General features: G+C 50.3%; 17 protein-coding genes and 1 riboswitch. Of the genes, 13 read left to right on the forward strand and 4 right to left on the reverse strand.

From position 1 onward, the window contains the following. The first annotated feature begins 40 nt into the window (after positions 1 to 40). The 11 genes from ABEA66_RS03620 (at position 41) to deoD (ending at position 20,397) form a co-directional block, all read left to right on the forward strand. Entirely contained in the window at positions 41 to 1,168 is a 1,128-nt protein-coding gene (locus tag ABEA66_RS03620) for a glycoside hydrolase family 88/105 protein (protein WP_345586108.1), read from the forward strand. A 14-nt stretch (positions 1,169 to 1,182) separates the two neighbouring features. Further along, positions 1,183 to 2,700: an extracellular solute-binding protein gene (locus ABEA66_RS03625; protein WP_345586110.1), complete on the forward strand. Its 1,518-nt coding sequence runs from the start codon at positions 1,183 to 1,185 to the stop codon at positions 2,698 to 2,700. A 381-nt stretch (positions 2,701 to 3,081) separates the two neighbouring features. Beyond that, entirely contained in the window at positions 3,082 to 10,653 is a 7,572-nt protein-coding gene (locus ABEA66_RS03630) for a pectinesterase family protein (protein ID WP_345586112.1), read from the forward strand. A gap of 198 nt (positions 10,654 to 10,851) precedes the next feature. After that, positions 10,852 to 13,158, forward strand: coding sequence for a glycoside hydrolase family 95 protein (locus tag ABEA66_RS03635; protein WP_345586114.1), 2,307 nt, complete (start codon positions 10,852 to 10,854; stop codon positions 13,156 to 13,158). A gap of 161 nt (positions 13,159 to 13,319) precedes the next feature. Beyond that, on the forward strand, positions 13,320 to 13,721 hold the full coding sequence (locus ABEA66_RS03640) for an NUDIX hydrolase (protein WP_345586116.1): 402 nt from the start codon (positions 13,320 to 13,322) through the stop codon (positions 13,719 to 13,721). A 247-nt stretch (positions 13,722 to 13,968) separates the two neighbouring features. Then, positions 13,969 to 15,021, forward strand: a complete 1,053-nt coding sequence (locus tag ABEA66_RS03645; RefSeq protein WP_345586118.1) for a phosphotransferase — start codon at positions 13,969 to 13,971, stop codon at positions 15,019 to 15,021. A 59-nt stretch (positions 15,022 to 15,080) separates the two neighbouring features. After that, positions 15,081 to 15,140, forward strand: a riboswitch (Fluoride riboswitch). Positions 15,141 to 15,216: 76 nt separating this feature from the next. Beyond that, on the forward strand, positions 15,217 to 16,533 hold the full coding sequence (locus ABEA66_RS03650; protein WP_345586120.1) for a voltage-gated chloride channel family protein: 1,317 nt from the start codon (positions 15,217 to 15,219) through the stop codon (positions 16,531 to 16,533). 92 nt (positions 16,534 to 16,625) lie between these two features. Continuing rightward, on the forward strand, positions 16,626 to 17,192 hold the full coding sequence (locus tag ABEA66_RS03655) for a sigma-70 family RNA polymerase sigma factor (protein ID WP_345586122.1): 567 nt from the start codon (positions 16,626 to 16,628) through the stop codon (positions 17,190 to 17,192). Continuing rightward, a complete protein-coding gene (locus ABEA66_RS03660) occupies positions 17,189 to 18,034 on the forward strand; it encodes a DUF4367 domain-containing protein (protein WP_345586124.1) in 846 nt (281 codons plus the stop codon). The genes ABEA66_RS03655 and ABEA66_RS03660 overlap by 4 nt, the downstream gene beginning before the upstream one ends. Positions 18,035 to 18,340: 306 nt before the next feature. Continuing rightward, a complete protein-coding gene (locus ABEA66_RS03665) occupies positions 18,341 to 19,465 on the forward strand; it encodes a glycoside hydrolase family 88/105 protein (protein WP_345586126.1) in 1,125 nt (374 codons plus the stop codon). Between the two features lie 218 nt (positions 19,466 to 19,683). Further along, a complete protein-coding gene (deoD, locus tag ABEA66_RS03670; RefSeq protein WP_345586128.1) occupies positions 19,684 to 20,397 on the forward strand; it encodes a purine-nucleoside phosphorylase in 714 nt (237 codons plus the stop codon). A 138-nt stretch (positions 20,398 to 20,535) separates the two neighbouring features. On the opposite strand, the gene ABEA66_RS03675 is transcribed toward deoD, so the two are convergent. From ABEA66_RS03675 to ABEA66_RS03690, 4 genes are read right to left on the reverse strand one after another with little or no spacing between them, the layout of a single operon-like run. Beyond that, positions 20,536 to 21,027, reverse strand: a complete 492-nt coding sequence (locus tag ABEA66_RS03675; RefSeq protein ID WP_345586130.1) for a CcdC protein domain-containing protein — start codon at positions 21,025 to 21,027, stop codon at positions 20,536 to 20,538. A 49-nt stretch (positions 21,028 to 21,076) separates the two neighbouring features. Next, entirely contained in the window at positions 21,077 to 21,760 is a 684-nt protein-coding gene (locus tag ABEA66_RS03680) for a hypothetical protein (RefSeq protein ID WP_345586132.1), read from the reverse strand. Then, positions 21,760 to 22,653, reverse strand: a complete 894-nt coding sequence (locus ABEA66_RS03685) for an ABC transporter ATP-binding protein (RefSeq protein WP_345586134.1) — start codon at positions 22,651 to 22,653, stop codon at positions 21,760 to 21,762. Before ABEA66_RS03685 ends, ABEA66_RS03680 begins: the two co-directional genes overlap by 1 nt. Next, on the reverse strand, positions 22,650 to 23,018 hold the full coding sequence (locus ABEA66_RS03690) for a GntR family transcriptional regulator (RefSeq protein ID WP_345586136.1): 369 nt from the start codon (positions 23,016 to 23,018) through the stop codon (positions 22,650 to 22,652). The genes ABEA66_RS03685 and ABEA66_RS03690 overlap by 4 nt, the downstream gene beginning before the upstream one ends. A 273-nt stretch (positions 23,019 to 23,291) precedes the next feature. Between ABEA66_RS03690 and ABEA66_RS03695 the strand changes: the two genes are divergently transcribed. Together ABEA66_RS03695 and arfA are read left to right on the forward strand one after the other, a co-directional pair. Beyond that, a complete protein-coding gene (locus tag ABEA66_RS03695) occupies positions 23,292 to 24,281 on the forward strand; it encodes a LacI family DNA-binding transcriptional regulator (protein ID WP_345586138.1) in 990 nt (329 codons plus the stop codon). A 179-nt stretch (positions 24,282 to 24,460) separates the two neighbouring features. After that, entirely contained in the window at positions 24,461 to 25,984 is a 1,524-nt protein-coding gene (gene arfA / locus ABEA66_RS03700) for an arabinosylfuranosidase ArfA (protein WP_345586140.1), read from the forward strand. Positions 25,985 to 26,180: the final 196 nt, after the last annotated feature.

The following is a 26,180-nucleotide window of genomic DNA, read 5'->3' on the forward strand; positions in this document are numbered from 1 at the left end:
GTAACCATTTGACCTATAAAATAGAAAGGTGGAACAAGCTATGTTATGGAATAAACAAGGGATTGCCGATCCTCTGGAGTGGGCCGGACAGTTCATGCTTCGCTATAAGAAGCCGGACGGAGGAGGATTCTTGACCAAGCGGTGGCATTATGAAAATGGCTGTTTTCTTAGAGCCATGGAGGCCTGCTATGACATAACCGGTGATGAGCAGTATCTTCATTACATCCGTGAAATGATGGGTTTATTCGTACAGCAGGACGGTACGATTCTGAATTATAAGGTGGAAGACTACAATCTGGATCAGGTCAATCAAGGAAAGCTGTTGTTTCTTCTACTGAAAACGACGGGAGAAGAAAAGTACCGTCAAGCGATCGAGCTGCTAATGTCCCAGCTGAAGTCTCATCCGCGTACGGAAGAAGGAGGCTTCTGGCACAAGAAAGGCTACACCTCCCAAATGTGGCTGGATGGTCTTTATATGGCTTCGCCGTTTCTCGCCCGTTACGGGCTTTTGACCGGAGAGCGCGCATGGCTGGATGAAGCGGCTTATCAGCTCCTGCTGGTAGAGAAGAAGACGCGGGATGAGGCAAACGGATTGCTCCGGCACGGCTGGGATTCCTCGCTTCAGCAGCAGTGGGCGGAGCCTGGTACGGGCCGTTCTCCTCATGTCTGGAGCCGTGCTATGGGCTGGTATATGATGGCGCTGGCGGATGTGCTGGAATGTCTTCCGTCGGATCATCCGAACCGGGGTGAACTGAAGGCGGTTATGCGGCGGCTGGCTGCGGCTTTAAGCAAGGTGCAGGATCCGGCGACAGGACTGTGGCCGCAGGTGCTGGATCAAGCAGGACGGGAAGGCAATTACCTGGAATCATCGGGAAGCTCCATGTTCGTCTATGCGCTGGCCAAGGGCAATCGGTTGGGACTGCTTGGGAATGAAGCCAGAGAGCAGGCCGTCCGTGGATATCAAGGACTGCTTGAGCATCTGGTTGTTACGGATGAAGAAGGCCAATATCATCTCACCCAGTGCAACAGCGTTGCAGGCTTGGGAGGCAACCCTTACCGTGACGGCTCTTACAGCTACTATATAGGGGAAGGTATTGTTCATAACGACCCGAAAGCGGTATCTCCGTTTATTTTGGCCGGGATAGAGGTGACTCAGACTAGTTCCTAATGAGGGGGGCGGCAATGGATATTCAACGCAAAGCATCGCTGATGAGCATTCTTTTGCTGCTATCTGTGCTGCTGACGGCATGTACAGACGGAACGTCAGAGGATGGGGGGAAAGGCTCGGCCCAAAGGAGCTCCGATGAGGCTTATCCACTAACCTTTGTTGTGAATCAAGCGGGCGACATCCCGCCTAAAGACAATGAGATGGAGAAAGCGATTCAAGCCTATACGCAGACGGATTTGCAGATACAATGGATTCCGACTTCCGGCTACGATGAGAAGGTGAACGTCATGATCGCCTCCAACGAGCTGCCGAAGCTGATCAAGCTTAATTATACGCCGACAATCATGGGGGCATTGAAATCAGATTTGTTTTGGGAAATCGGGCCTTATTTGAAGGATTATAAAAATTTGTCTGCACAGGATCGGCGCTATTATGACAACATTGCCGTAAATGGCAAAATATACGGTGTTCCTCTGTTTAGGGAGCTGGGCCGGGCTGCCGTTCATTACCGCAAGGATTGGTTCGACGCATTCGGCGTGCAGCTGCCCCAAACTCTCGATGAATGGTACAGCGTCATCAAGCTCATGGCGAAGGGGGATCCGGACCATAACGGTAAGGACGATACCTACGGATTTATGCTGGATAAAAAATATAACCAGGATACTTCCTCCACGTTAACCAGATTCACCGTAGCTCAAGGCGGTCCGAACAAGTGGAAGGTAGAAAATGGAGAATTCATCCCGGAATTCATGACGGAGCCCTTCTTCAGCACCATGAAGCTGTTTCGCAAGCTGTATGAGGAGAAGCTGATTAATCAGGATTTTGCGGTTGTCGATGCGACAGAGATCGATAAAGCTTTTGAGTCGGGCCGCACGGCTATCCGGATGTCTGGAGGCAATGCGCAGACCATGCAGGACAAGCTGATCAAGGCAGTACCGACCGCTGTCATCGATGCAGCTCCCGTAGAAGGACCCTTCGGCAGAAGACTGCCCGGGGAAAGCGGAAATGCGGGCTTCCTGGCCATTCCTAGAGATACGGTCCAAACGGTCGACGAATTGAAAAGAATATTAAGGTTTATTGACCAGCTGATGGATCCTCCTATGGCGACGCTTCTTGTTAAAGGGCTTGAAGGCAGGCATTGGGAAGACAAGGGAGAATTCACCGTGCCATTGAACCCGGAGGCGGATGCAAGAGAGGTGAAGCCGTACCGTGATGCACTGCCGCAGCGCAATGAAAGCTATAATATATCGAAGCCGATGAAGCAAAGCGATTTATATTTAAAAAACAATCAGATTACGAAAGAAAATGAGAAATACATCGTCGTTAATCCTGCGTTAACGCTGGATTCTGCCACGTTCTCCGAAAAAGGGCGGATGCTGGAGCAGCTTATCAGCGACGCGGAAACGAATTTCATCATGGGCAAGATCGACGAAGCCGGCTGGAAGGCCGAAATCGAAAGGTGGAAGCAAGCGGGCGGAGAGAAGATGGCCCAAGAATACAAAGCGGCTTATGAGCGAGGCCGTAAGCAGTAAGAACATTCCGTAGGCTCCCTTAAAGAAAAGTCCAAAAGCATCCCGATTCGTACAAATACGGTCAGGGTGCTTTTTTACATTGGCGGATTTGGGTTAAATCCGGCATATCGCATGTTGTTTACAAGCTATATTCGCAGTGTTTGGTAAATATTGGACAGGTTTCAACATGAAGTTATCTTGCAGGTATAGCTATGAATGCGTTATCAGAGCATAATCGAGTTCGTAATGTTTTTACTGAGCGCTTTTAAACGATTCTACGTTTAGGCAGGAAGCTTCAGGAGGTGTATGGCTCAAAAGGATGTTGAATGCTAATTGGAACCGCATTCAAAATCAAATGCATCAAGCCAAGGTCATCAAAGATTTTTTAGGAGGAGAAAAGACTTGAAGAAGGTAATAAGCTATGCGCTGATTGCAGCCATGCTGGCGTCGTTCGTACCGGGTCAAGCCTCAGCGGATACGACAGCCGTCAAGCTGCCCGCATTTCCGGGTGCGGAAGGCGGCGGCAAGTATACGACGGGCGGACGGGGTCAGGAAGTCTATATTGTCAATACATTGGCGGACTACAGCAAGAATGAAGCGCCCATTCCAGGCTCCCTGCGGGATGCCGTTAGTCAGAGTAACCGAACCATCGTGTTTCGCGTCGGTGGCACCATCCACTTGAAGGAGTCGCTCAAAATATTGGGCTCCAATATTACCATTGCAGGTCAAACGGCACCTGGCGACGGAATTACGGTCAGCGACTACACGACCAGCGTTGAAGCGAACAATGTGATCATCCGCTACTTGCGCTTTCGGTTAGGGGATCGTTTTGCGAGCGAGGATGATGCCTTTGGAATTCGTTATCATAAAGATATTATCATTGACCACTGCTCCTTCAGCTGGTCGGTAGATGAGGTCGTCAGTCTGTATGAGAACACGAATACAACGGTGCAGTGGTCCATATCGGAAGAAAGCATGCTGATGACAAGCCACCAAAAGGGGCGGCACGGCTACGGCGGCATATGGGGCGGAAATAACGCGACGTTCCACCATAACCTGATCGCCCATAGCGTGAGCCGCAATCCGCGCTTCCCGACCATCAAGCAGCTTCTAGATATTACGGATGCAAGCAACAACGTCATCTATAACTGGGGTATTGCTTCCTCTTACGGCGGCGGCGAGGGCTACTATAATCTGGATAGCAACTATTACAAATATGGCCCGAACACGTACCGCAATGTACGCAACATTTTATTCCTGGATGTGATTCCGGAGAGCAAGATGTATTTTAACGGCAATTACATGGATGGTGACCCTGCAGTAACCGCAGATAACTGGAAAGGCGTACAAACCGTCGTTGACCTTGCATCGTCGAAGCAATCGACGCGGGCTGATGTAGCCGGTTATGTGCCGGAATCCGCACAGGATGCTTATGCTAATGTATTGGCCAATGCTGGCGCTACCTTGCCTAAACGGGATGCCATCGATGCCCGGGTTATCAATGATGTGAAGAACCGAACCGGTCAGCATATTAACTCCCCCAAAGAAGTGGGCGGTTTTGCCGAATATCCGGAGGTGCGCTCTTCCGTCGTAGACCAGGATGGAGACGGGATGGATGATGCGTGGGAAACGGCTCACGGGCTGAGTCCGTCAAATCCGGATGACCGCAATTCGATAACACTTTCTCCGGAAGGGTATACGAATCTGGAAGTTTATTTGAATGATCTGGTGGTCCAAGGGAATGCATCCGGCAGCAATACGGATAACCCGACGGCTGTCATTACGTCTCCTGCCAATAATACGATTACTGAAGCAGGCAGCGATATCGTCATCAACGCTTCGGCGGACGATAAGGACGGAATTGCCAAGATCGAGTTTTTCATTGATGGAACGAAGGTAGGCGAGGACAAGTCGGCACCATACAGCTTTACCTGGACTAACGTGGAAGACGGCACGCATTATGTCGTGGCCCGCGCTATTGATAACAGCGGTGTAGGGACCCAATCGGATAACGTGACGGTACATGTTAATACGACGACGACGTTAGGCCCATGGCAAGCCGTTGACATTGGAAGCGTTGGAATTCCAGGACATACGCAGCTTGGAGCTGATGCCAGGACCGTTACTGTGAAATCGCCGGGGGATGTCGGCGGAAATGCGGATGCGTTCCACTATGCGTATCAGAAGCAATCCGGCAACGGGGAAATTATTGCGAGAGTAGAGCATGTTACGGCCAATGACGATAATGCGGAAGCGGGCGTCATGATTCGCGAATCGTTAGACCCTTCCTCCAAAATGGCCTTCCTGTCTATCCCTTATGTCAAAATGGGGAAAAAAGGAGTAATGATCACCCGTGATGCAGACGGGGGAAATACAGCACGAATCGAGCCGGATGCTTTTATTAACACGCCTTATTGGGTTAAGCTGGTTCGCCTTGGCGATCACTTCACAGGGCTCATTTCCCAAGATGCGGTAAACTGGCAAAAGATCGGCACAGTTACGATCGACATGCCGGACGAGGTGTTCTACGGCTTGGCTGCTGACGCCTCGAAGGCGGATAACGACATTAACAAATACAACACTTCGAATTTTAGCGGCGTTGAACTTCATGCGGTCGACCCAAACTTTCCTGCGGAACCGACAGGCCTAACCGGAACCCCGGGAGATAAATCCGCAACGCTGACATGGAATGTGGATGCTTCAGCCGAATCCTATAATGTAAAAAGAGGCGATATGCCGGGAGGCCCTTATACCGCAATCGCTACTGGAATTATTGGTGCGAATTACACGGATACAAAGCTGACACCGGGCAAGGCATACTACTACGTGATCAGTGCGGTGAACAGCAAGGGCGAAAGCTTTACTTCTTCCGAGGTTAGTGTGGAGCCCACCGGAGAACCGGAACCGATTTACTATGTAGATGAAGACTTTGAAAATGTGGAGCTGAATACAACACCGGCACTTTATGAAGTGTCGCCGAATCCGCAAACCGACAAAAATAAAGTTGTCGCCTCAGGAGTGCCGGCAGATTCAACAGGAAACTCCTCAGCTAAAGCACTTTACTTGTACGACAGAGCCAATGTGAACACACAATTTATTCGGAAGTTTACGCCTCAGTACGGGACCGTCATCATTGAAACGGATTTTTATTTCCCGGAGGAATCCGGTACGTCGGTACCGCTTCAAGTGCAAAGCGCTGATGGACAGAAGACAGCCTTTACCATTGAAGTCAGGAAGCCTACATCACCTGCGGCTTCAGGGTCGTATACGTTAACTTACAATAAGGGCAGCAGCAATTATTATAAATTGATGGACCCGCCGCAAAGCACAAAGGCTTGGCATAATTTGAAGCTGGTAGCCAATGCTGCAGCGGATAGCGTAGATATTTATATTGATGATGCGTTTGTTCAGACCTTTGCTTTTACGACCACGGATTTCAAAAAATACGGAATCGGACGTATCTTATCCAAAACGCCTGGTGGCGGGAACGGAAGCTTCTACTTTGATAATTTGAGGGTATACGTCGAGCCGGCTGAAACCCCAAAAGGGCTTATGGCGGTTCCGGGCAACGGGGCTGTTCAATTGACTTGGGTAGAGCCGCAAGGAGCGGAGTCCTACAACATTAAACGCAGCGAGACCAACGGAGGTCCCTACAGCGTAATTCAAACGAATGTAACCGGCAGCTCCTTCATCGATACTACGGTTACGAATGATACGGTGTATTACTATGTTATTACCGCTAACGGAGTTGGCGGAGAGACGGGCAATTCCAATCAGGTTCAGGTCATGCCTACGGAAACCGCGGTAAAGCCTCCGGCACCCGAAGGCCTGAAGGCGGTGTCAAGAAATGCCCAGATCGATTTGAGCTGGAACCCGTTGGAAAATGCCAATTATTACACGGTCAAAAAGGCATCCCAACCGACAGGCAGCTATGAGGTTGTAGCAACGAATATTAAAGGGACTGCTTACCGGATCGGCGGCTTGACCAACGATTCCCTGTCCTCCTATGTCGTAACGGCAACCAGCGTAGCCGGTGAAGGTCCTGCTTCCCAACCGATTACCATTGCAGCCTCGGAGCCGCTCGGTACTCCGCAAGTAACAGCCGTTGCGGCCAGCCGTCAAATCGCCCTTCAATGGCCGGCAGTTCCCGGAGCGGACCATTATGTAGTGAAGCGTTCCTCCTCACCCGACGGCGCTTACTCTGTCATTGCTCCTAATGTGACAGGAACAAGCTTCAAAGACACGAATCTGGAGGATGGAAAACCGTACTATTATAAGGTTTCCGCAGCCGGGTTGTCCGCGGCAGGCCTGGATTCGGGCATCGTTGCGATTCGGCCGGGCGCCGATGCAGGGCAGCCGGGAATACCTGCTGGTCTGAAGGCTGAGGCCGGCGAAGGCTCGGTTACTCTGAACTGGAGTCATGTAACTGGAGCTGCATCGTACCAGGTGGTTCGGAGTACCAGCCCGAGCGGACCTTACTCCGTAGCAGCTGACGGCGTAACAGGGGTCACATTTACCGATACGGGCTTAACGCTTGGGACCACGTACTATTATGCGGTGTCTGCTATTAACGAGAATGGATCGAGCTATCCGTCCATACCTGTGAAAGCTATCCCTGCGAAAGTCATCGTAGTGTCGCAAAACAGCGCAGAGCCTGGAGATTATACAACCATTACGGATGCGATAAACCAGGTGCAGGATAACAGCGCTGCACCTACGATTATCCGGGTGAAAAACGGAGTTTATAAAGAGAAGGTGAATATTGGCTCTTCCAAGAATAAGATTACGATGATCGGAGAGAGCCGCGAGGGTACGATCCTGGTTAATGGCGATTCTGCCAAAACCCCTGGGCCTGGCGGAACAGAGCTGGGCACCAATGGAAGTTACACGCTGAAAGTGAGCGGTACCGATTTTACGCTTGAGAACATGACGGTTGAGAACAGTGCAGGGCTCACGGCGGGCCAGGCAGTAGCCCTGTATTCCGAAGGGGATCGCGGGATATACCGCAATGTGAAGCTGCTCGGTTATCAGGACACGCTGTTTGCCGATAAGGGCAGACAATACTTTGTGGACAGCTATATCGCCGGCAGTGTCGATTATATTTTTGGCAGCTCTCCTGCTGTTTTTGAGAATGTTACCCTTCACAGCCGGGCTTCCGGTTATGTAACGGCAGCCTCGTCCAATGAAGGCAAGCCAGGTTATCTGTTCCTTAACAGCACGCTAACTTCCGAGCCCGGATTAACGGCACAAGTGGAGCTTGGAAGACCGTGGCGTCCGTATGCCAGTGTAACCTATGTGAACAGTACCATGGGGGATCACATCAAGACTAACGGATGGAACAACTGGGGAAATACATCGAATGAGGCGACTGCAAGGTTTGCCGAGTATGCAAGCAAAGGGCCGGGAGCCAACGCAGGCGCCCGTTATACATGGTCTAAGCAATTGACGGCCGCCGAGGCGGAGCAGTTTACGGTTCAGTCCACACTTGGAGGAACGGACACTTGGAATCCGAAGGAACCTGTCTGGTTAATACCAGGGATTCCGAACCCTCCGAAGCCAGGGCAAGGAGCGACCGGAATCAAGGTAGATCAACCTGCTGTGCAGCTGGAAGCGGGAGATTCGGTGCAGGTTCATGCCACAGTGCTGCCGGAGACGGTCGACCAGAAGGTGGTCTGGTCGGGTGGCAATGATGCAGCGAGCGTCAGCGCGGCAGGCCTCATCAGCGGCTTGAAGCCGGGAAAGGCCAAAGCGACGGTGACGAGCGTCACTTACTCAACCTACAGCGCGGATGTCAGCGTAACGGTAGTGGATACGAAGGCGCCGGAATGGAACGGCGGCAGCTTGTCGATCGGAAGCATTACCAGCAGCTCGGCAGCATTAAGCTGGCCGGCGGCAGCCGATTATGTCGGAGTAACAGGCTACAACGTTTATGTGAACGGAAAGCTGCACAGCAGTGTTCAAGGAAATGTAAGGAGTCTCGTAGTAGACGGGTTGAAAGCAGATAGTGCGTATACGTTCCTTGTAAAAGCACGGGACGGTGCGGGCAACGAGAGTGCTGCGGGCTTAAGCGCTACAGCGACAACAGCCAAAGCATCTGTCGATCCGGACCCTAATCCGAAGCCAGGGCAAGGAGCGACCGGAATCACAGTAGATCAACCTGCTGTGCAGCTGGAAGCGGGAGATTCGGTGCAGGTTCATGCCACAGTGCTGCCGGAGACGGTCGACCAGAAGGTGGTCTGGTCGGGAGGCAATGACGCAGCGAGCGTCAGCGCAGCAGGCCTCATCAGCGGCTTGAAGCAGGGAACGGCCAAGGCTACGGTGACGAGCGTCACGTACTCGACCTACAGCACGGATGTCAGCGTGACGGTAGTGGATACGAAGGCGCCAGAATGGAATGGCGGCACATTAAATACAAGCGTGTTAACGAATACGAGCGTTGTATTGAGCTGGCCCGCGGCCAAAGACTATGTCGGGGTAGCTAAATATAAGCTCGTATGGAATAACAATAACGAAGCGGTTGTTGACGGTAATGTTCTCTCTTATAAGGTAACCGGACTTTTGCCGGCGGCGCCTTATACGTTCCAGCTGACAGCAATTGATGCGGCTGGCAATACGAGCCAGGCTTTAACTGCAGCTGTAAGAACCCATGGAAGCAGCAATGGACGTGGTCCTTCCTCCGGCGGGTCGTCCGGGGGCAGCAGCGGAGGCGCTGCAGCGGGCGGAAACGGTGAAACATCGTCAGGAAGCCCGGCGGCTGAAGGTCAAGTCAAGCTGCCTGCCAACGCGATGCAGGTGAAGAATGAAACCCTTGCCGACGGTACCGTCGTATCGAAAGTGACGGTTGATGGAGCCAAGCTTGCTGAAGCCTTGAACCAGGCAGCGAAGCAAAAGTCTTCGACCATAGTGCTTGACTTGAATACTTTATCGGCAGTGAATATCGAGCTGCCTTCCCAAGTGCTAATTAACGCCGGGACAGGATCGCCGAATGCAGTCGTTGTGGTTAACACGAGCACAGCTTCTTATGAGCTGCCTTTGAAGGCCGTATCCGGTTTGGCGGCAGCGAATTCGAAGGATGCAGCAGTGCATGTGAGCATCGCGCCGGCCAATCAACAAGCAGCACAGCGTGCGGAAGCCCAAGCCAAACAGCTTGGCGGCACCATGCTGACACAGCCAATGGAATATCGTTTAACGCTAGAAGTTCAAGGAGCGGAACAAGAGGTTAATACCCGGTCCTATACAGCCAAAACGATGGTGCTCCCGAAAGCTGTTGATCCGAATAAAGTGACGGGTGTTATCATCAACCCGGCTACAGGACAAATGAGATTTGTACCGACGTTGTTTGTAACGGAAAACGGCGTTACGAAGGCAGCATGGCTGCACCCGGGCAACGGCGTGTATGCAGTCATCGAATCCTCCAAAGCCTTCGAGGATGTGAAGGGGCATTGGGCGCAAAAAGAGGTAGAGCTCTTGGCATCCAAATGGGTCGTTCAAGGCAGCTCCGAGACGACATTTGAACCGAATCGCTCGATTTCCCGAGCGGAATTCGCTTCTATCCTCGTCCGTTCTTTGGGACTTGACGAGAATCCGAAAGGCGCAGCATTTCATGATGTGGATGCCCACGCATGGTATGCTGGTGCCGTTGGTGCAGCGGCTGCGGCGGGATTGGTGCAGGGCTACGAAACAGGGCAATTCCAGCCTAACGCAACCATTACCAGAGAGCAAATGGCCGTCATGATTGCAAGAGCTGCCAATTATGCTGGCATGGCTACAACAGAGACGGCGGATTTGTCTCAAGCCTATGCCGACGCTTCTTCGATTAGCGGCTGGGCGCACAGCTCCGTGGGCTGGTCCGTGAAGGCAGGAATTATGCAGGGTACCGGGGAGCATTCCTTCGCGCCCGGCGAGCTTGCAACGAGAGCACAAGCAGCGGTAATGCTGAAGCGTATGCTGCAGCATCTGAAATTCATGAATTAATCAAGAACCGCACGGTCGTAATCTATTTACGGTCGTGCGGTTTGTTATTTTGCAGATAGGATATGTTACCGGGTGCCGCCGAGCAATTATATGCAAAAATCGGCGTCTTTTTGAGCAAGGAAATGTAAAGTATTCGCTGCCAGCTTCATGTATAATCAATGCAGTTCGGGAATCTAAGCAGAAAAGGATGAAGCCAGGATGAATTCGAGCATTTGGTTTAAGCGCCCCGCAGGGGACTGGAATGAAGCGCTTCCTGTCGGTAACGGAAGGCTTGGAGCTATGGTATTCGGCCTTGTGAAGGACGAGAGAATTCAGCTGAACGAGGACACGGTGTGGTATGGAGGCCCTTCCGATCGCAACAACTATGATGCTTTGGAGCATCTGCCGGTCATCAGGAAGATGCTTTTTGAAGGAAGGCTGGACGAAGCGCATCGGCTGGCCAAACTGGCCTTCTCCGGCACACCCAGCAGCCAGCGGCATTATATGACCGCCGGCGATCTTCTGCTTCATTTTGACCACCATCAAAAGGAGCCGCTTCAATATCGAAGGGAACTCGATCTGAACACGGCGATAACGTCCTGCAGTTACCTGATGGACGGTTACCGGTATAAGCGGGAAACGTTTGCCAGCTATCCAGACGGCATCATCGTGGTACGGCTGGAGACCGATAAGCCGCAAGGCCTTTCTTTTCATTCCCGGTTCGACAGAAAAAAAGCCAAATATATGGACTGCTCTACGAAAACGTCTCATGACACTATTGTTATGCGTAACAGCTGCTATGGGACGGGCGGTACCGATTATGTGTTAAAAGCCAAAGTATGCTCCGAGGGGGGGACGACCCGCACGATCGGAGAGTACGTTGTGGTAGAAGGTGCGAACGCCGTTACGATCCTGCTTGCAGGGGCAACGACCTTCCGTTATTCCGATCCGGAGCAGGCTTGTGACGAGCTGTTGGAACGGGCGGCTTCCCAAGCTTATGACGCCCTTCGAAGCAAGCATATAAAGGATTACAAGCTTTTGTACGATAGAGTCGTTCTACAGTTGGGGGACCCGGGAACAGATGGCCGCGAATCGGATGTTTTGTCCGGGCTCTCTACGCCGGAAAGGCTGGAGCGGATAAGAGAAGGGGAGAAGGACCCGGGTCTTGTCGCCCTGTATTTTCAATTCGGCCGTTACCTGCTTATTGCCAGCAGCCGCCCGGGATCGCTTCCGGCGAATTTGCAGGGTATCTGGAACGATCAGATGCTTCCGCCGTGGGACAGCAAATATACGATTAATATCAATGCTCAAATGAATTATTGGCATGCGGAAAGCTGCAATTTGTCGGAATGTCATTTGCCATTGTTCGATCTCATCGAAAGAATGAAGGAGCCCGGACGCCGTACCGCGTCGGTTATGTATGGCTGCCGCGGCTTCGTCGCTCATCATAATACGGATATATGGGCGGATACGGCACCGCAGGACATTTATTTGCCGGCAACCTACTGGACCCTGGGTGCGGCTTGGCTGTGCCTTCATCTGTGGGAGCATTATCAATTTACGCAAGACCGGGCATTTTTGGAGCAGGCTTATGAGACGATGAAGGAAGCGTCGGTCTTCTTCCTAGATTTCCTGATTGAGGACGGAAGCGGACACCTGGTTACTTCTCCATCCGTTTCACCGGAGAATACCTATATTCTTCCTAACGGTCAATCTGGAACGCTCTGTTACGGTCCGGCCATGGATAACCAAATTATTACCGAGCTGTTCAAGGGCTGCATAGAAGCGGGACGATTGCTTCGAAAGGACCAGGATTTCCTTGCTCAGCTTGAGGAGACGATGCAGAAGCTTCCGCCGACCAAAATCGGCAGACACGGACAAATTCAAGAATGGCTCGAGGACTATGAGGAAAAAGACCCCGGACATAGGCATATCTCCCATCTGTTCGCCTTGCATCCGGGAACGTCCATCAATCCTTGGGAGACGCCGGAGCTTGCTGCGGCCGCAAGGGCTACGTTGGATAGGCGGCTTGCCAATGGAGGCGGTCATACCGGGTGGAGCCGCGCATGGATTATTAATTTCTGGGCACGACTCGGAGACGGGGAGAAGGCGTCCTTTAATGTGAACGAGCTGCTTCGCAAGTCAACGCTCAACAATTTATTCGATAACCATCCGCCGTTCCAAATTGACGGCAACTTCGGAGGTACAGCGGGAGTTGCCGAAATGCTGCTGCAAAGCCATTCGGGAGCGATCCATCTGCTTCCGGCCCTTCCTTCGGAATGGAAGCAGGGCTTCGTAAAAGGACTTAAAGCAAGAGGCGGATTCGAGATCGGGATCGATTGGCAGGAAGGCAAACTTCAGCAGGCGACCGTCCGGTCCTCCCATGGGGGAGTATGTCAAGTAAGAGTTGATCAACCGGTGCGAGTTGTTGATGAAAATGGAAAGCCGATCGAAGCAGGGACGGCAGGCAGCGATATTTTATTTACAGCGAACCCGAATCATACTTATACTCTGATTGCTATATAACTAATAGATGAAACCGTCAAGCCTCGGAGCTTGGCGGTTTTTTCATCAGAATGGTATCCTTACAGCATTTGTTGCTTTGCTTGGAGCTAAGGATTCTTCCCGAGTTTTGATGTTGAGGCCGGTCATGCTATAATTTTCAGAAAACAATCGAGGGAATACTGATGAAGCCAACCATTGATAAAGTTGCATGGATCCATGTTGTCGAAGGACGGTTACTAGGCGCCCGGTCCAAGGGAAAAGAAGTTTATTACATTCCCGGAGGGAAAAGGGAGCCCGGTGAAACCGATAGGGAGACTCTAATTCGGGAAATAGAAGAGGAGCTGTCAGTTAAAATCAAGCCGGAGACGATATCGTCTATCGGGACATTTGAGGCCCAGGCCCATGGTAAATCGGAAGGCGTTATGGTGCGGATGGCCTGCTATACGGCCGATTTCGAAGGCGAGCTTCGCCCTGCTTCCGAGATCGAGGAGCTGCTTTGGCTCGGTTACCATGACAAGAACCGTGTTTCACCGGTCAGCCAAATCATTTTTGACCAACTGCATGAGATGAAGCTGCTGTTTTAATTTGATGAAATCCTCTCCTATTTTTATGGGGGAGGATTTTACTTTGTTGAGGGACCTTGAGGGAAAAACCGATTAACGGGCCCTCATTTTGAGTAAGGGAAGTAATATTTAACTAAAATAGTTCTTTATCCATTCTCATTATCCATTATATGGTACGATTTATTAAAGATTGGATAGCCGAGAGCAGATCCCGGTTGGAGAACGGAATACCGATAGTGAATCTGTGGGACGGGAAGGATTGATGGTCATGGATCAGGTAAAGTATCATTTGGAATTCGAAAAGCTAAGCTCTGTCTATCAGCTCGGGCCGCTTATGGCAGAGCCTGTTTCTGTTACCGGCGGATTTCTCCATAGAATGTTCAAAATGACGACCGCTAAGGGTCGGTATGCAGTGAAGGCATTAAATCCTCAAATCATGCAGCGTACGACCGCCATGTCCAGCTTTATTTTTTCTGAAAAAGTGGCGGCATTGGCGCTTCAACAAGGCATCGACACGATACCTGCAATTATATCCAATGGAAGCTGCATGCATGAAGTGGAGGGACAGCACTATTTACTGTTTCCATGGATGGATGGAAGCACTTTACCCTCAGGGGTCGTTGATTTAGACTGCTGCACAAAGATGGGGAGAGTTTTAGCGAAGCTGCATAGGGCGGATTTTGCGGAGCTTGTCGAGTGCAGGAGGGAGAATCATAAGCAGGATGCATCCAAAGCACCGTTAGCGGATTGGCGTGCTTACGCGCTTATGGGAAAACAAGAAGGATTGCCATGGTATAATATGCTTACGGAGCATACGCATCTATTGCTTGAATGGGAGCTTTTGGCTGACAAGACAGGAGCCAAATTGCGAAATAACAGGGTTATCAGCCACCGGGACTTGGATCTGAAGAATGTGCTTTGGAATAAGGGGCATACTCCGGTCCTTATTGACTGGGAAGCGGCTGGGGCCATCCATCCGACGCAAGAGATGCTGGAAGTGGCATTGTATTGGTCAGGGGCTGAAGCGGGCAACGCAAGTAAAGAGGCATTCTGCACCATCATCGAAACGTACCGGAGTGAGGGAGGAACCGTCGGAGACAACGCGCTTGATGCATTGAACTACGGGTTCCGCGGGAAATTGGATTGGCTGTCATATAATATCAGACGGTCTCTGGGGCTTGAATGTGCTGATGCTTCTGAACAAGAGCTTGGAACCGATGAAACCGTTAAAACATTACAGTCCCTAATCGACTATGCCGAGTGGATTCCCGTTTACGTGGACTGGCTATCAGAGCTCGGTATTCATAAGCCGACCGAATAGCCCGCTTTACTGCTATAAAGCATTGACCTTTCCAGTCATTTCAATTACAATGAAAAAAAAGTGAATCGGGCGATGGAGTTCGCCATAACCGCCTTTGGGCTAATGACTCCTACCAGTGGTGTTACTGTCGCTGGTAGGAGTCTGTTTTTTGCCTGAAGCTTTCCATGTTAATACGATGACGGGAGCATAAATGAAATGAGAAACCTTGCAAGAACGGCATATCTTTATGCGGAAAAAGTGATGCATCTGGCATTGCTGGGATCGCTTATCAAGTGGATATTTTATGGAGGAATCATAGGCGTCTTATCGGGCTCGGCCTCCGCCTTGTTTTTGGCGAGTCTGGATTTTGCGACCGGGCACCGCCTGCAGTATCCGTGGCTGCTCTTTCTGCTGCCGTTCGGCGGCGCATTGATGAGTTATTTCTATTTCAAAATAGGCAAGAACTCAGGCAAAGGGAACAATCTGATCCTCGAACAGATTCAAGGCGGACAAGAATCGATTCCGTTCCGGATGGCCCCTTTGGTCCTGCTTGGCACGTTTTTGACTCATTTATTCGGTGGCTCTGCTGGCCGGGAGGGGACAGCCGTCCAGATGGGCGGGAGCTTCTCGGAGCTGGTCGGCAAGCTCTTCAAGGTCGATGAAGCGGACCGGAAAATGCTTTTAATGTGCGGAGTCAGCAGCGGCTTCGGGTCGGTATTCGGAACACCGCTTGCAGGAGCGATATTCGGTCTCGAAGTAGCGGCTGTCGGGCTTGTCAGCTACCAAGCGCTGATTCCGTGCTTCGTCGCGAGCTTTGTAGGGGATTTGATTACGACAGCCTGGGGGATTCACCATATCCATTACGTTATGGGCCCTGTTCCTGCTTTGTCCGTGCCGGTTGTGCTGAAGGTTGTACTGGCCTCCGTTGTGTTCGGCTTCGCCAGCATTTTATTCAGTGAACTGACCCACAAGCTCAAAGCATGGTACGCGAAGCTGTTCGGAAACCCGATGGTCCGAAGCTTTGCCGGAGGCATCGTGATTATTGCTCTCGTCTATCTTTTCGGCACCCGCGATTATTTGGGCTTGGGTATCCCGCTGCTCCAAGAGTCGTTTGAGGGACCGGTTCCGCACTGGGCCTTTTTGTGGAAAACGATATTTACAGCATTAACCCTCGGAGCCGGCTTTCAAGGAGGGGAAGTCACTCCGTTATTCGTCATAGGCGCAACGCTGGGCAATGCCTTGGCCGATTTATTGCACCTCTCCGCGCCTTTCCTTGCCGGATTAGGCTTTATCGCCGTGTTCAGCGGCGCAACCAATACGCCGATCGCCTGCTTCGTCATGGGGATGGAGCTGTTCGGGTCGGAAGGCATGCTCTATATGTTTATGGCTTGTGCAGTAAGCTATTTGTTCTCGGGTCATACGGGGATCTACACCTCCCAGCAAATTGCCGTATCCAAGTCGAGACTGCATCCGATTCCGGACAAAGCCACATTAGCCTCCGTCAGACAACGGCTATCCAAAAAAACGAAATGATATGGGATTGGGGTGTAATGAATTTCCTTGGGAAGCGTATTTACAGTTGAATTACTTAGCTAAGTAATATTCCTTGGAAAGGAGTTCCCCCATTGCAGGAGCGCGCGATATCCCCTCATTTAATAAATAAAGAAACGATGGATCCTATAGACGTTGAAGCTTATTTTACATGGATATTCGAATCGTATTACAAAAGAATTTATAACTACGCCAGCTATCGTGTGAATTGCCACTATACGGCCGAGGATTTAACCAGCCAGATCTTTGAGAAAACGATGAAGAAAATAGATACATTTTCTCATGGAAAAGCTCCCTTTGAGGTATGGCTGTTCGCCATTGCAAGGAATGTAGTGAACGATTATTTTCGTAGTGAAAAAAGGCGCAGACTTTTCTCGCTGGACGGTTTCAAGGAGCTGGTATCCGGGAGAAAAGGGCCGGAAAGACTGGCGATTGAAGGGGAAGTGAATGACAGTCTGCTGCAGGCCTTGGAAGCCTTAAGCGCTAGAGAAAGGAATCTGATCGCACTGAAGTTCGGCGCACAGCTGAAGAATACGGAAATTGCCGAGCTGCTTCATATCACCGTAGATAATGTGGGCGTGATCCTGTACCGCAGCATGAAAAAATTAAGAAAGACACTGGGGAGCGTGGAATTGGAATGAGTCAAGCCAAGCGGCACGGAAGCTTTGCAGATGAGATGGATTCCTATTTGGAGACAGGGAAGGAGACGGCTGCGGCTAGTGAATACAAGCCGTTATTTGAACTGGGCCGTGTGCTCGCAAACCGCGATTACAGCCAGCGCAGCGACCCGGAAACGATGTACCATCGGATTATGCGGAACAAAGAAAACGGGAAGAAGACCCGAGGCTCGAGGAAAAAATGGACTCGGCTGGCGGCTTCTGCCGCATCCGTGGCTGCTGTTGGGATCATTAGCTTATCCATAGTACAGCCTTCATTTGCATCTGATATTGTGAGCCGAATTATTAACACGATTTCGCTCGGCCATATTTCCGTATCGCAGATGGAGCCTTCTGTAACGCATATACCTGTCGATGAGATGAAGAAGCAGGTAATGGTAAGTGCGCAAGATCAGGCGGCTTCGGAATCGAATACTCTGGTTGTTCGCGATCCGGGGCAGCTGAATCAGTATACATCCTTCCAGGTATTGCTCCCAAGCTATCAGCCTGAGGGGTATGTGTTTGACCGCGCTGAATTTTATAAGGATGAGCAGGGCGTCGTGAGCGTCTCCAAGTACATCAATATCTTTTACAAGCAGCCGGCGACAGGCAAGCAAATCTTCATGCAGCAGCGACATGCCGATGAAGAAACGGCCTTCGGAATGTCCACAACGAATAAGATTGAGGCGATCCAAATCCATGGAGTCGATGCCGTCATGACGGGCGAGCATTCTATTGATTGGGAAGCGAACGGCGTATTGTACAGCCTAACAGCCAAAGGACTCGAGAAAGATGAGGTCATCAAGATCGCGGAGTCCATACGGTAATGAGATCATGAGCGGGTGACGACCAGTTGCCTGCTCGTTTTTGCTTTTTTGGCACTTACTGGCGTATCCAGCGCTGCGAGGAACAATATACTATTATTTCTGCCTCCAAAACAGCAAAAAACGTAAGGCTTCTTGTCCGCAGATATGCTAATGTAGTATCGAAGCACTATGCAGCAGGCCGTTCGGATTTCGGCAAATCGGCTGCAAGAAGCAGGGGCGAGCGCCTAATGCAGGGCCCCGTTTTCCATGGGAAGAAGAAGGAACGAATCTACCCAACTTTTTATTTATAAGAGGAGGAACTTGATAATGAGCACGATTTGGTCTGTAGCTATGGCGGATTCCTTTATGACAAAATATCCTATCGTTTCCGATATGCCGTTTCAAAAAAGAAGAAGCTGGAATTATGAAAACGGATGCGCGCTGACAGCAATGGAGCGTCTGTGGAGGAAAACAGGAGACGATAAGTATTATCGGTACATCAAAGAGAACATGGATCTGTTTATTCGCGAGGACGGCACGATTGACACCTACGAATTGAACGAATATAACGTAGATCAGATCAATCAGGGCAAATCCTTATTCTTGTTATATGAAAAGACGGGCGAGGAAAAATATAAAAAAGCTATTGAGCTGCTTGTAACTCAACTGAAGAGCCACCCTCGCACCAGCGAAGGCGGTCTGTGGCACAAGAAAATTTATCCGTTCCAGATGTGGCTGGACGGTGTCTATATGACCTCGCCGCTGCTGGCGGCTTACGCGAAGCTGTCCGGCGAGCACGAGTGGTATGACGACGTAGCCAATGAAATTTTGCTGATGGAAAAAGTGTCCCGCGACCCGGCAACCGGTCTGTTGTACCATGGCTGGGATGAATCCAAAGAAGAGCGTTGGGCTAACAAAGAAACCGGCTGTTCCCCTCATTTCTGGGGGCGTGCTATCGGCTGGTACGTGATGGCGATCGTAGACGTGCTGGATTACCTGCCGCTGGATCATCCGAAGCGCGGACTCATCGTAGGTATTTTCCACCGTTTGGCCGGAGCCATCATGCGCTATCAGGATCAGGAATCCGGTCTGTGGTACCAAGTTATGGACCATGGAGACCGCAAAGGCAACTATCTGGAAGCCTCTGCCTCCTCGATGTTCGTCTGCGCATTGGCTAAAGGCGCGCGCAAAGGCTATTTGGGCAAAGACGCATTGAACGCGGCGCGCCGCGGACATGCAGGTCTTGTTGAGCGCTGCGTAGGCGAAGACGAGAACGGTCATTTGTACCTGGATCACATTTGCAGCGTGGCAGGCCTTGGCAACAAGCCTTACCGCGACGGTTCCTACGCTTATTATATCAGTGAGCCAACACGCAGAGACGATCCGAAAGGCTCCGCTCCGTTCATCATGGCTTGCCTGGAAATTGAAGCAGCGGACGAAGAGCAGAGATAACAAGGCTATTCGAATAGGTAGATAGAGCTGTCCCTCGGCGAGAAGCCGGGAGGCGGCTCTTTTTCCATTTACTTGGCACGAAGCAGGGTACATCCGGGTATAGCTAACCTTCGTTAGTACAATTTTCATTTTCATGGTACATTAGTAACCGTAGATTACAACAAAGTAGGACAAGGGAGGTGAATACCGCTGCATGTCGATATGCAACGGTATTTTGAATGAGTATCCATATTAACGCCAAAGCAGGCGAAATTGCGGAAGCATTACTGCTGCCGGGAGATCCGCTCCGGGCCAAGCATATTGCGGAAACGTACTTGGAAGATGTCATTTGCTACAATGAGGTCCGAGGCATGCTCGGGTTTACAGGGACCTATAAAGGAAAACGGATTTCCGTTCAAGGAACCGGCATGGGAATGCCGTCGATCTCGATCTATGTCAATGAACTCATTCGGGAATATGGGGCGAAGAAATTGATCCGCGTCGGTACTTGCGGAGGAATCCAGCAGGATGTAAAAATTCGTGATGTGATCATCGCCATGGCGGCGAGCACGGATTCGAACATGAATAAGCATATTTTCCCGGGATGCGATTTTGCGCCTCATGCGGATTTTGATTTGCTGAGACAAGCTTATTTAGCCGGACTGGAAAAGGGTCTTTCTATCAAGGTGGGCAGCGTATTGACAGCGGACGCTTTTTACCGTGACAGCATGGAACTGGTCAAAAGAATGGCCGAATACGGCGTTCTCGCTGTGGAAATGGAAACAACCGCATTGTACACGATCGCGGCTAAATATGGGGTACAGGCTTTATCGATTCTTACGGTCAGCGACCACTTGTTCAGCGGTGAGGCAGACACGACGGCGGAGGAACGCCAGACGACATTCAACGATATGATCGTTGTTGCGCTGGAAGCCGCGATTAGCGAGGATTAATGCCGGGATAGGGATAAGGTCCTGGTAATAAAAATAACCAAGCACCTTCCATAGGATGATTTTTGTTGGAGCCATTTGACAGCTCTGCGTCATCTTCTGGAGGTGCTTTTGCTATACCTTCCTATTGTTGTTCATACATTAGCTGCTGCTTATCTGACGGAATTTCATAAAGCTGCCTACACGCCAAACACAGATGTACATATAGGCCATAACCATAGTCAATACGGTGAATTCCGTATAATCCAGACCTTTAAAATATTGGGATAAGCCCACCCTGATCAAGATGACCGCGATGATCACGTACTTGAAGTTTTTGTTGCGCTTGGCATAGATCAAACCGTCCTCGCGCCTCTCATACCCGGTGTGATAGAGCATAATACTGCCCAGAGCGATGCCGAGAACGCCGGCTATCACTATCTCCCAAATCGCAGGAAGCTGAAACGGGTGATCGGGGATTTGGGTTAAGGAACGGATTGAAAAGCCGAAAACGACAAGAAGCAGGATCGGAGGAAGCAGCATGCGATAGCCTTTACTCCGTATGGGCTTATTTTGGCGCCGGGATCTGAGCCAAACGACAAGAACGATAACTACAGCGATGATGATGAATTGGATTAGCGTTTGAGTCGTCATAATCTACCCCCAATTTAAGGTTATTGTGCAAAGTTGGTGCAGGTATTATTCAAACGGTCGCCCTGCGCAGCAGTGCATAGGAAGCCAATCCGTAGAGGATTGCCGCAATTGCCAGGCAGCATAGGAACAGAGCAAGATGACCGGCGAACCACATAGCGATTCCTACCCATAGATTGTAGTGAGTCAATAAGAGCGCAAGAGCGCTAAGAAGGACTAATACTGCCGCGAAGAAAGTAAATAATCCGGTCGGGCCAAAACGGCGATGAATACTGGATATAGCAAATCCAAGAAAGTGCTGATGCAGCAGGAGAACGAAGTAAACCACAAAATGTCCCAGGATGCTGAAGGTCTCCATGAAAGGAAGGTTGAAAAAGTGCATCTTGACCCCCCAGCCATCCGTCGTTTGTTCCACAAAGGATAATATGCTTAACATCAGGGCGGAAGCCACGTTGACAATTACCGCGGCTAAGGAAGTGCCCAGAAAATAATCGGTTCTTCGTACGCTCATGCCTAGTGCAAACGGAAAAGTATGAGCTAAGGTGACCGCTCCGATAATGGTAATGCTTATGAAAATCGATATAAGACCGCCGGTATAATATGACTCTCGGTTATTGATCAAATAGCTAATAAACACGTTAATAAGAAAGCTTGAGAGCAGAATGGCCCAAGGGAGAAGGATCGATATCCACTTGTCTCTTAAATGCATTGTGGTTATGGCTGAAACGCGATTCATCAGGCTTCCACCGCCTTATTATCGAATTTGCCGTTGGTGAGATGAACGATCAGCTGCTGCAGGGATACCGGAGCAAGCTCCAATCCTAGAGCCGCCGCACAATTACGCTCCTCTTCACTCAAGCTGCCCATGATGGTAGCTGTTACTAACGCGCCGAACGGTTCGCGTGAGATCGTTTGTTTACCGGCAATGAAACTATCGACTACAGAAGCCAGGCCTGCCACGGCAACCGCTTGCCCGCGCAGCGCTTCCGCTTCTTCGTCCAGAATCAGCTTCCCTTTATCAATGACGATGACATGCTCCAGCATGCGGCTGACTTCATCGATCAGATGGGTAGATAAGATAATCGTTCGAGGGAAAGCCGCGTAATCCTCAATCAATCGATCATAGAACAAGCTCCTGGCAACGGCATCAAGCCCCAAATACGGCTCATCAAATATAGTCAGCGGTGCCCGGCTGGCGAGGCCGATGACAACACCTACCGAGGAGAGCATTCCTCTCGACAGCTTCTTGATTCTTCGCTTCAGGGGAAGCTGAAATTCCTCAATCAGCGAATAGGCAAACTCCTCATCCCAATTCGGAAATAGATCTGGAGCAAGCTTTAGGATGTCTTCAATTCTGTAGTGTTCCGGATACTTCTGGCTTTCCTTGATGAAGCAAATTTGACTTAGAACACGGTTATTTTCATAAGGGGCCTCTCCGAATACTTTTACATCCCCGGTTGTAGGGAACAGCTGTGCCGTGATCATATGCATGATCGTCGTCTTTCCGGCGCCGTTCCTGCCGAGCAGTCCGTATATTTTGCCGGATTCGATGACAAAACGGATATCATCAACCGCTTTGACGCCGCCATAAGATTTGCTAAGTCCTTGAACCTCAACAGCATGGCTCATGAATGGGCATCCCCTTTCTGGATCATCTCCGACAACTGTTCCTTTGTGATCCCAAGCTTCTCCGCTTCCCGGATCATCGTCACGACAAACTGCTCATAAAATTGATGTTTTCTTTTTTTCAGCAATTCTTTGCGGGCTCCTGTCGATACAAACATGCCGATCCCTCGCTTTTTATACAAAATTCCTTGATCCACCAACAAATTGACACCTTTAGCGGCCGTAGCCGGATTGATCTGGTAAAAGGAGGCGAACTGATTCGTTGAAGGAACCTGCGATTCTTCGGGCAGCCGCCCTTCAACGATGTCGTCCTCGATTTTTTCGGCAATTTGCACGAAGATCGGACGGCTGTCGTCTATCATCACCATAATGTATTCACCAACTCTCCATTACCAAACTGGTTAATTACTTATGTAACTAACCATACAAGTGATGAGCATATTTGTCAATAAGCTTTTAACTATTTTGATGTTGAAGCAGGGGAGGAACGAAGCCGAGCTCGCTTCGACTTTCATGATTCATAGCTTTAAATATTGATTGACAGGTTGGAAAAATGAGCCTATATTATTTTTAGTATCGTTTTCGTGTGCGCACACGGTGCTATTATAGATTCATTCTGCGCAACTGAGCTAGGAGGCTTTATGGGAGTTACGATTAAGGACATTGCAGCTCTATGCGGAGTATCTCCCGGTACGGTAGATCGTGCCTTGAATCATCGGCCGGGAATCAGCGAGAAAACCAAAGCACGCATCCTGCAGGTCGCCGAACAAATGAATTATCAGCCTGATCATATGGCGAGAAGCTTGGCCAAAGGAAGAACGATGACGATCGGCGTGGTGCTGTTCGATTTGTATAACCGTTCCTTCTCCCAGCTGATGAATTCGATAGAAGCGGCTTCACGGCAGCAAGGCTACTTTGTCGATCTGGTATTAACGAACAAGGATCCGGAGAACGAGAAGAAATGCATCGAGCACTTGCTTCTCCGCAAGGTGGACGGCATTATCATTTTTGCTATTAATCAGGGAGAAGCTTTCAACGATTATTTAAAAAGCCTGAGCATCCCTGTCGTTACGATCTGCAATTATGTATCCGACGACTGGAGCTACATCGGGATTGATGACCGGGAGGCGATGAAGGAAGCCGTACGATATATTTGCGGGAAGCAATACGAGCGGTTCATCTATGTATGCCCGCCGCTGGCGTACCGGGGAAAAACAAACATCTATACGCAGGAAGAGCGGCTCGCGGGCTGCCTCGAAGGGCTCAAGGAAAGCGGGATCGAGGCGCAGCCGACCGTTATCACGGACAAGGATTATATAGGGTCTATCAGCCGGATGGACTTTGGAAGCGGGACGAAGACAGCGATCATTTGCTCGTGTGACATCTACGCTTTGGAGGTCATGAATCATTTAAAGGGCAGAGGTCTCCGCATCCCTGACGATGTCGGACTTATGGGCTTCGATAATATTGATGTTTTGAAATATGTCTCGCCTGCTTTAACTACAGTAGAATACGCCGTAGAAGAATTCGGCTCCAGAGCCGTACAATGCGTGATCGAGCAAATCGAGCAGGGGACCCGCACACTTGTACCGCGGCTCCCGTATCAAGTCATTACCGGGGATTCGACCTGATCCGGTTCTTCTTTTTTGGCTTTAACGTGCACGCACACGGAGATTATAGAGGCTTGCTTAGAGGGATGTGCAGCAAATACAACACGATTCTGGATGTCCCGAGCAGGAATTTCTTTTTCATCATTTCGTGTGCGCACACGGTCAAATATACATAGGATATTAAAGGAGGAAGCAAGGATATGAGCAGCAGCAAAGCGACTATGATTTTGGACAAGGACTTCATCATCTCATCTATCGACAAAAGAATTTATGGATCGTTCGTTGAGCACTTGGGCCGTGCGGTTTATGAGGGCATTTATGAGCCGGAGCATCCGCTTGCCGATGAGCAGGGCTTTCGCAAGGACGTCATCGAATTGGTGAAGGAGCTGAATGTTCCGTTGGTACGCTATCCCGGCGGGAACTTCGTATCCGGTTACAATTGGGAGGATGGAGTAGGACCGAAGGAGAACCGCCCCCGCCGCCTGGAGCTCGCTTGGAGAACGATTGAAACGAATGAAATCGGCACGAACGAGTTTGCCGATTGGGCGAAGAAAGCCAATACGGAAGTGAATATGGCGGTTAACCTTGGAACACGCGGAATCGATGCCGCAAGAAATCTGGTTGAATACTGCAACCATCCTTCCGGTTCTTACTGGAGCGATCTGCGGATTTCGCACGGGTACAAGGAGCCTCATAAATTCAAAACCTGGTGCTTGGGCAATGAAATGGACGGTCCTTGGCAAATCGGGCATAAAACCGCCGAGGAATACGGGCGTCTCGCCTGCGAAGCGGCCAAGGTCATGAAATGGGTCGACCCGACTATCGAGCTTGTTGCCTGCGGCAGCTCCAACAGGGGGATGAAGACCTTTGCCGATTGGGAAGCCACGGTATTGGATCATACGTACGATCATGTGGAATATATCTCGCTGCATACTTACTATGGCAATAAGGATAACGACACGGCCAATTTTGTTGCCCGTTCCCTCGATATGGACGCTTTCATCCGTTCGGTCACCGCGATTTGTGATTACGTAAAGGCAAAGAAACGGAGCAAGAAAACGATCAACCTGTCCTTTGACGAATGGAACGTATGGTATCATTCCCATGATGCCGACCGCAAGCTGGACCCATGGCAAATCGCCCCTCCTCAGCTGGAGGATGTCTACACGTTCGAGGATGCCATCCTTGTCGGCTGCATGCTGATCACGCTGCTTAAGCACTCGGACCGCGTCAAAATCGCCTGCATGGCGCAGCTGGTTAATGTTATTGCCCCTATCATGACCCAAAAAGGCGGCGAAGCGTGGAAGCAAACGATTTTCTATCCGTACATGCATACTTCCGTTTACGGTAGAGGCGTCGCGCTAAATCCTATCGTTTCATCTCCTAAATACGATAGCAAGGATTTCACGGACGTTCCGTACCTGGAGTCGACGGCGGTATATAACGAAGAGAAGGATGAACTGGTGATCTTCGCCGTGAACCGTCACTTGACCGAATCCTTGTTGCTGGAATGTGATGTTCGCAGCTTCAACGATTATCAAGTGGTGGAGCACATCGTGCTGGAAGACGATGATGTGAAAGCAAGAAATACGGTGAATCAATCCAACCGTGTAGCTCCTCATAACCGCGGCAACGCGCAGGTGAAGGATGGAAGAATCGAGGCTTCGTTATCGAAATTTTCCTGGAATGTGATTCGGTTGGCGAAACATGCCGTTACTACCTAACTTATAAATCAATCCTAAGGTCAGCATTAAAACTTAATCCTGTGAACGCGATATGTAAATGGGCAAGGGAAAACCAGGCTTATTACCGGGAAGAACTTAAGTGGCATGAGCATGGCTTGGATTCTACCGACGAATAGTTTAGTGGATCCGTTCGATCCTATGTTCCAGAAATATTGCAATCATCTTTGTGACCGTC

Origin of the sequence: Paenibacillus vulneris, from assembly GCF_039543185.1 — a bacterium.
GTDB lineage: Bacteria > Bacillota > Bacilli > Paenibacillales > NBRC-103111 > Paenibacillus_S > Paenibacillus_S vulneris.

Coding starts and splice junctions, on each gene's coding strand:
- ABEA66_RS03650 (WP_345586120.1), top strand. CDS start 15,217: ATGAGAAACCTTGCAAGAACGGCATATCTTTATGCGGAAAAAGTGATG.
- ABEA66_RS03675 (WP_345586130.1), bottom strand. CDS start 21,027: ATGACGACTCAAACGCTAATCCAATTCATCATCATCGCTGTAGTTATC.
- ABEA66_RS03645 (WP_345586118.1), top strand. CDS start 13,969: ATGGATCAGGTAAAGTATCATTTGGAATTCGAAAAGCTAAGCTCTGTC.
- ABEA66_RS03690 (WP_345586136.1), bottom strand. CDS start 23,018: ATGGTGATGATAGACGACAGCCGTCCGATCTTCGTGCAAATTGCCGAA.
- ABEA66_RS03695 (WP_345586138.1), top strand. CDS start 23,292: ATGGGAGTTACGATTAAGGACATTGCAGCTCTATGCGGAGTATCTCCC.
- ABEA66_RS03625 (WP_345586110.1), top strand. CDS start 1,183: ATGGATATTCAACGCAAAGCATCGCTGATGAGCATTCTTTTGCTGCTA.
- ABEA66_RS03665 (WP_345586126.1), top strand. CDS start 18,341: ATGAGCACGATTTGGTCTGTAGCTATGGCGGATTCCTTTATGACAAAA.
- deoD (WP_345586128.1), top strand. CDS start 19,684: ATGAGTATCCATATTAACGCCAAAGCAGGCGAAATTGCGGAAGCATTA.
- ABEA66_RS03620 (WP_345586108.1), top strand. CDS start 41: ATGTTATGGAATAAACAAGGGATTGCCGATCCTCTGGAGTGGGCCGGA.
- ABEA66_RS03685 (WP_345586134.1), bottom strand. CDS start 22,653: ATGAGCCATGCTGTTGAGGTTCAAGGACTTAGCAAATCTTATGGCGGC.
- ABEA66_RS03635 (WP_345586114.1), top strand. CDS start 10,852: ATGAATTCGAGCATTTGGTTTAAGCGCCCCGCAGGGGACTGGAATGAA.
- arfA (WP_345586140.1), top strand. CDS start 24,461: ATGAGCAGCAGCAAAGCGACTATGATTTTGGACAAGGACTTCATCATC.
- ABEA66_RS03660 (WP_345586124.1), top strand. CDS start 17,189: ATGAGTCAAGCCAAGCGGCACGGAAGCTTTGCAGATGAGATGGATTCC.
- ABEA66_RS03640 (WP_345586116.1), top strand. CDS start 13,320: ATGAAGCCAACCATTGATAAAGTTGCATGGATCCATGTTGTCGAAGGA.
- ABEA66_RS03680 (WP_345586132.1), bottom strand. CDS start 21,760: ATGAATCGCGTTTCAGCCATAACCACAATGCATTTAAGAGACAAGTGG.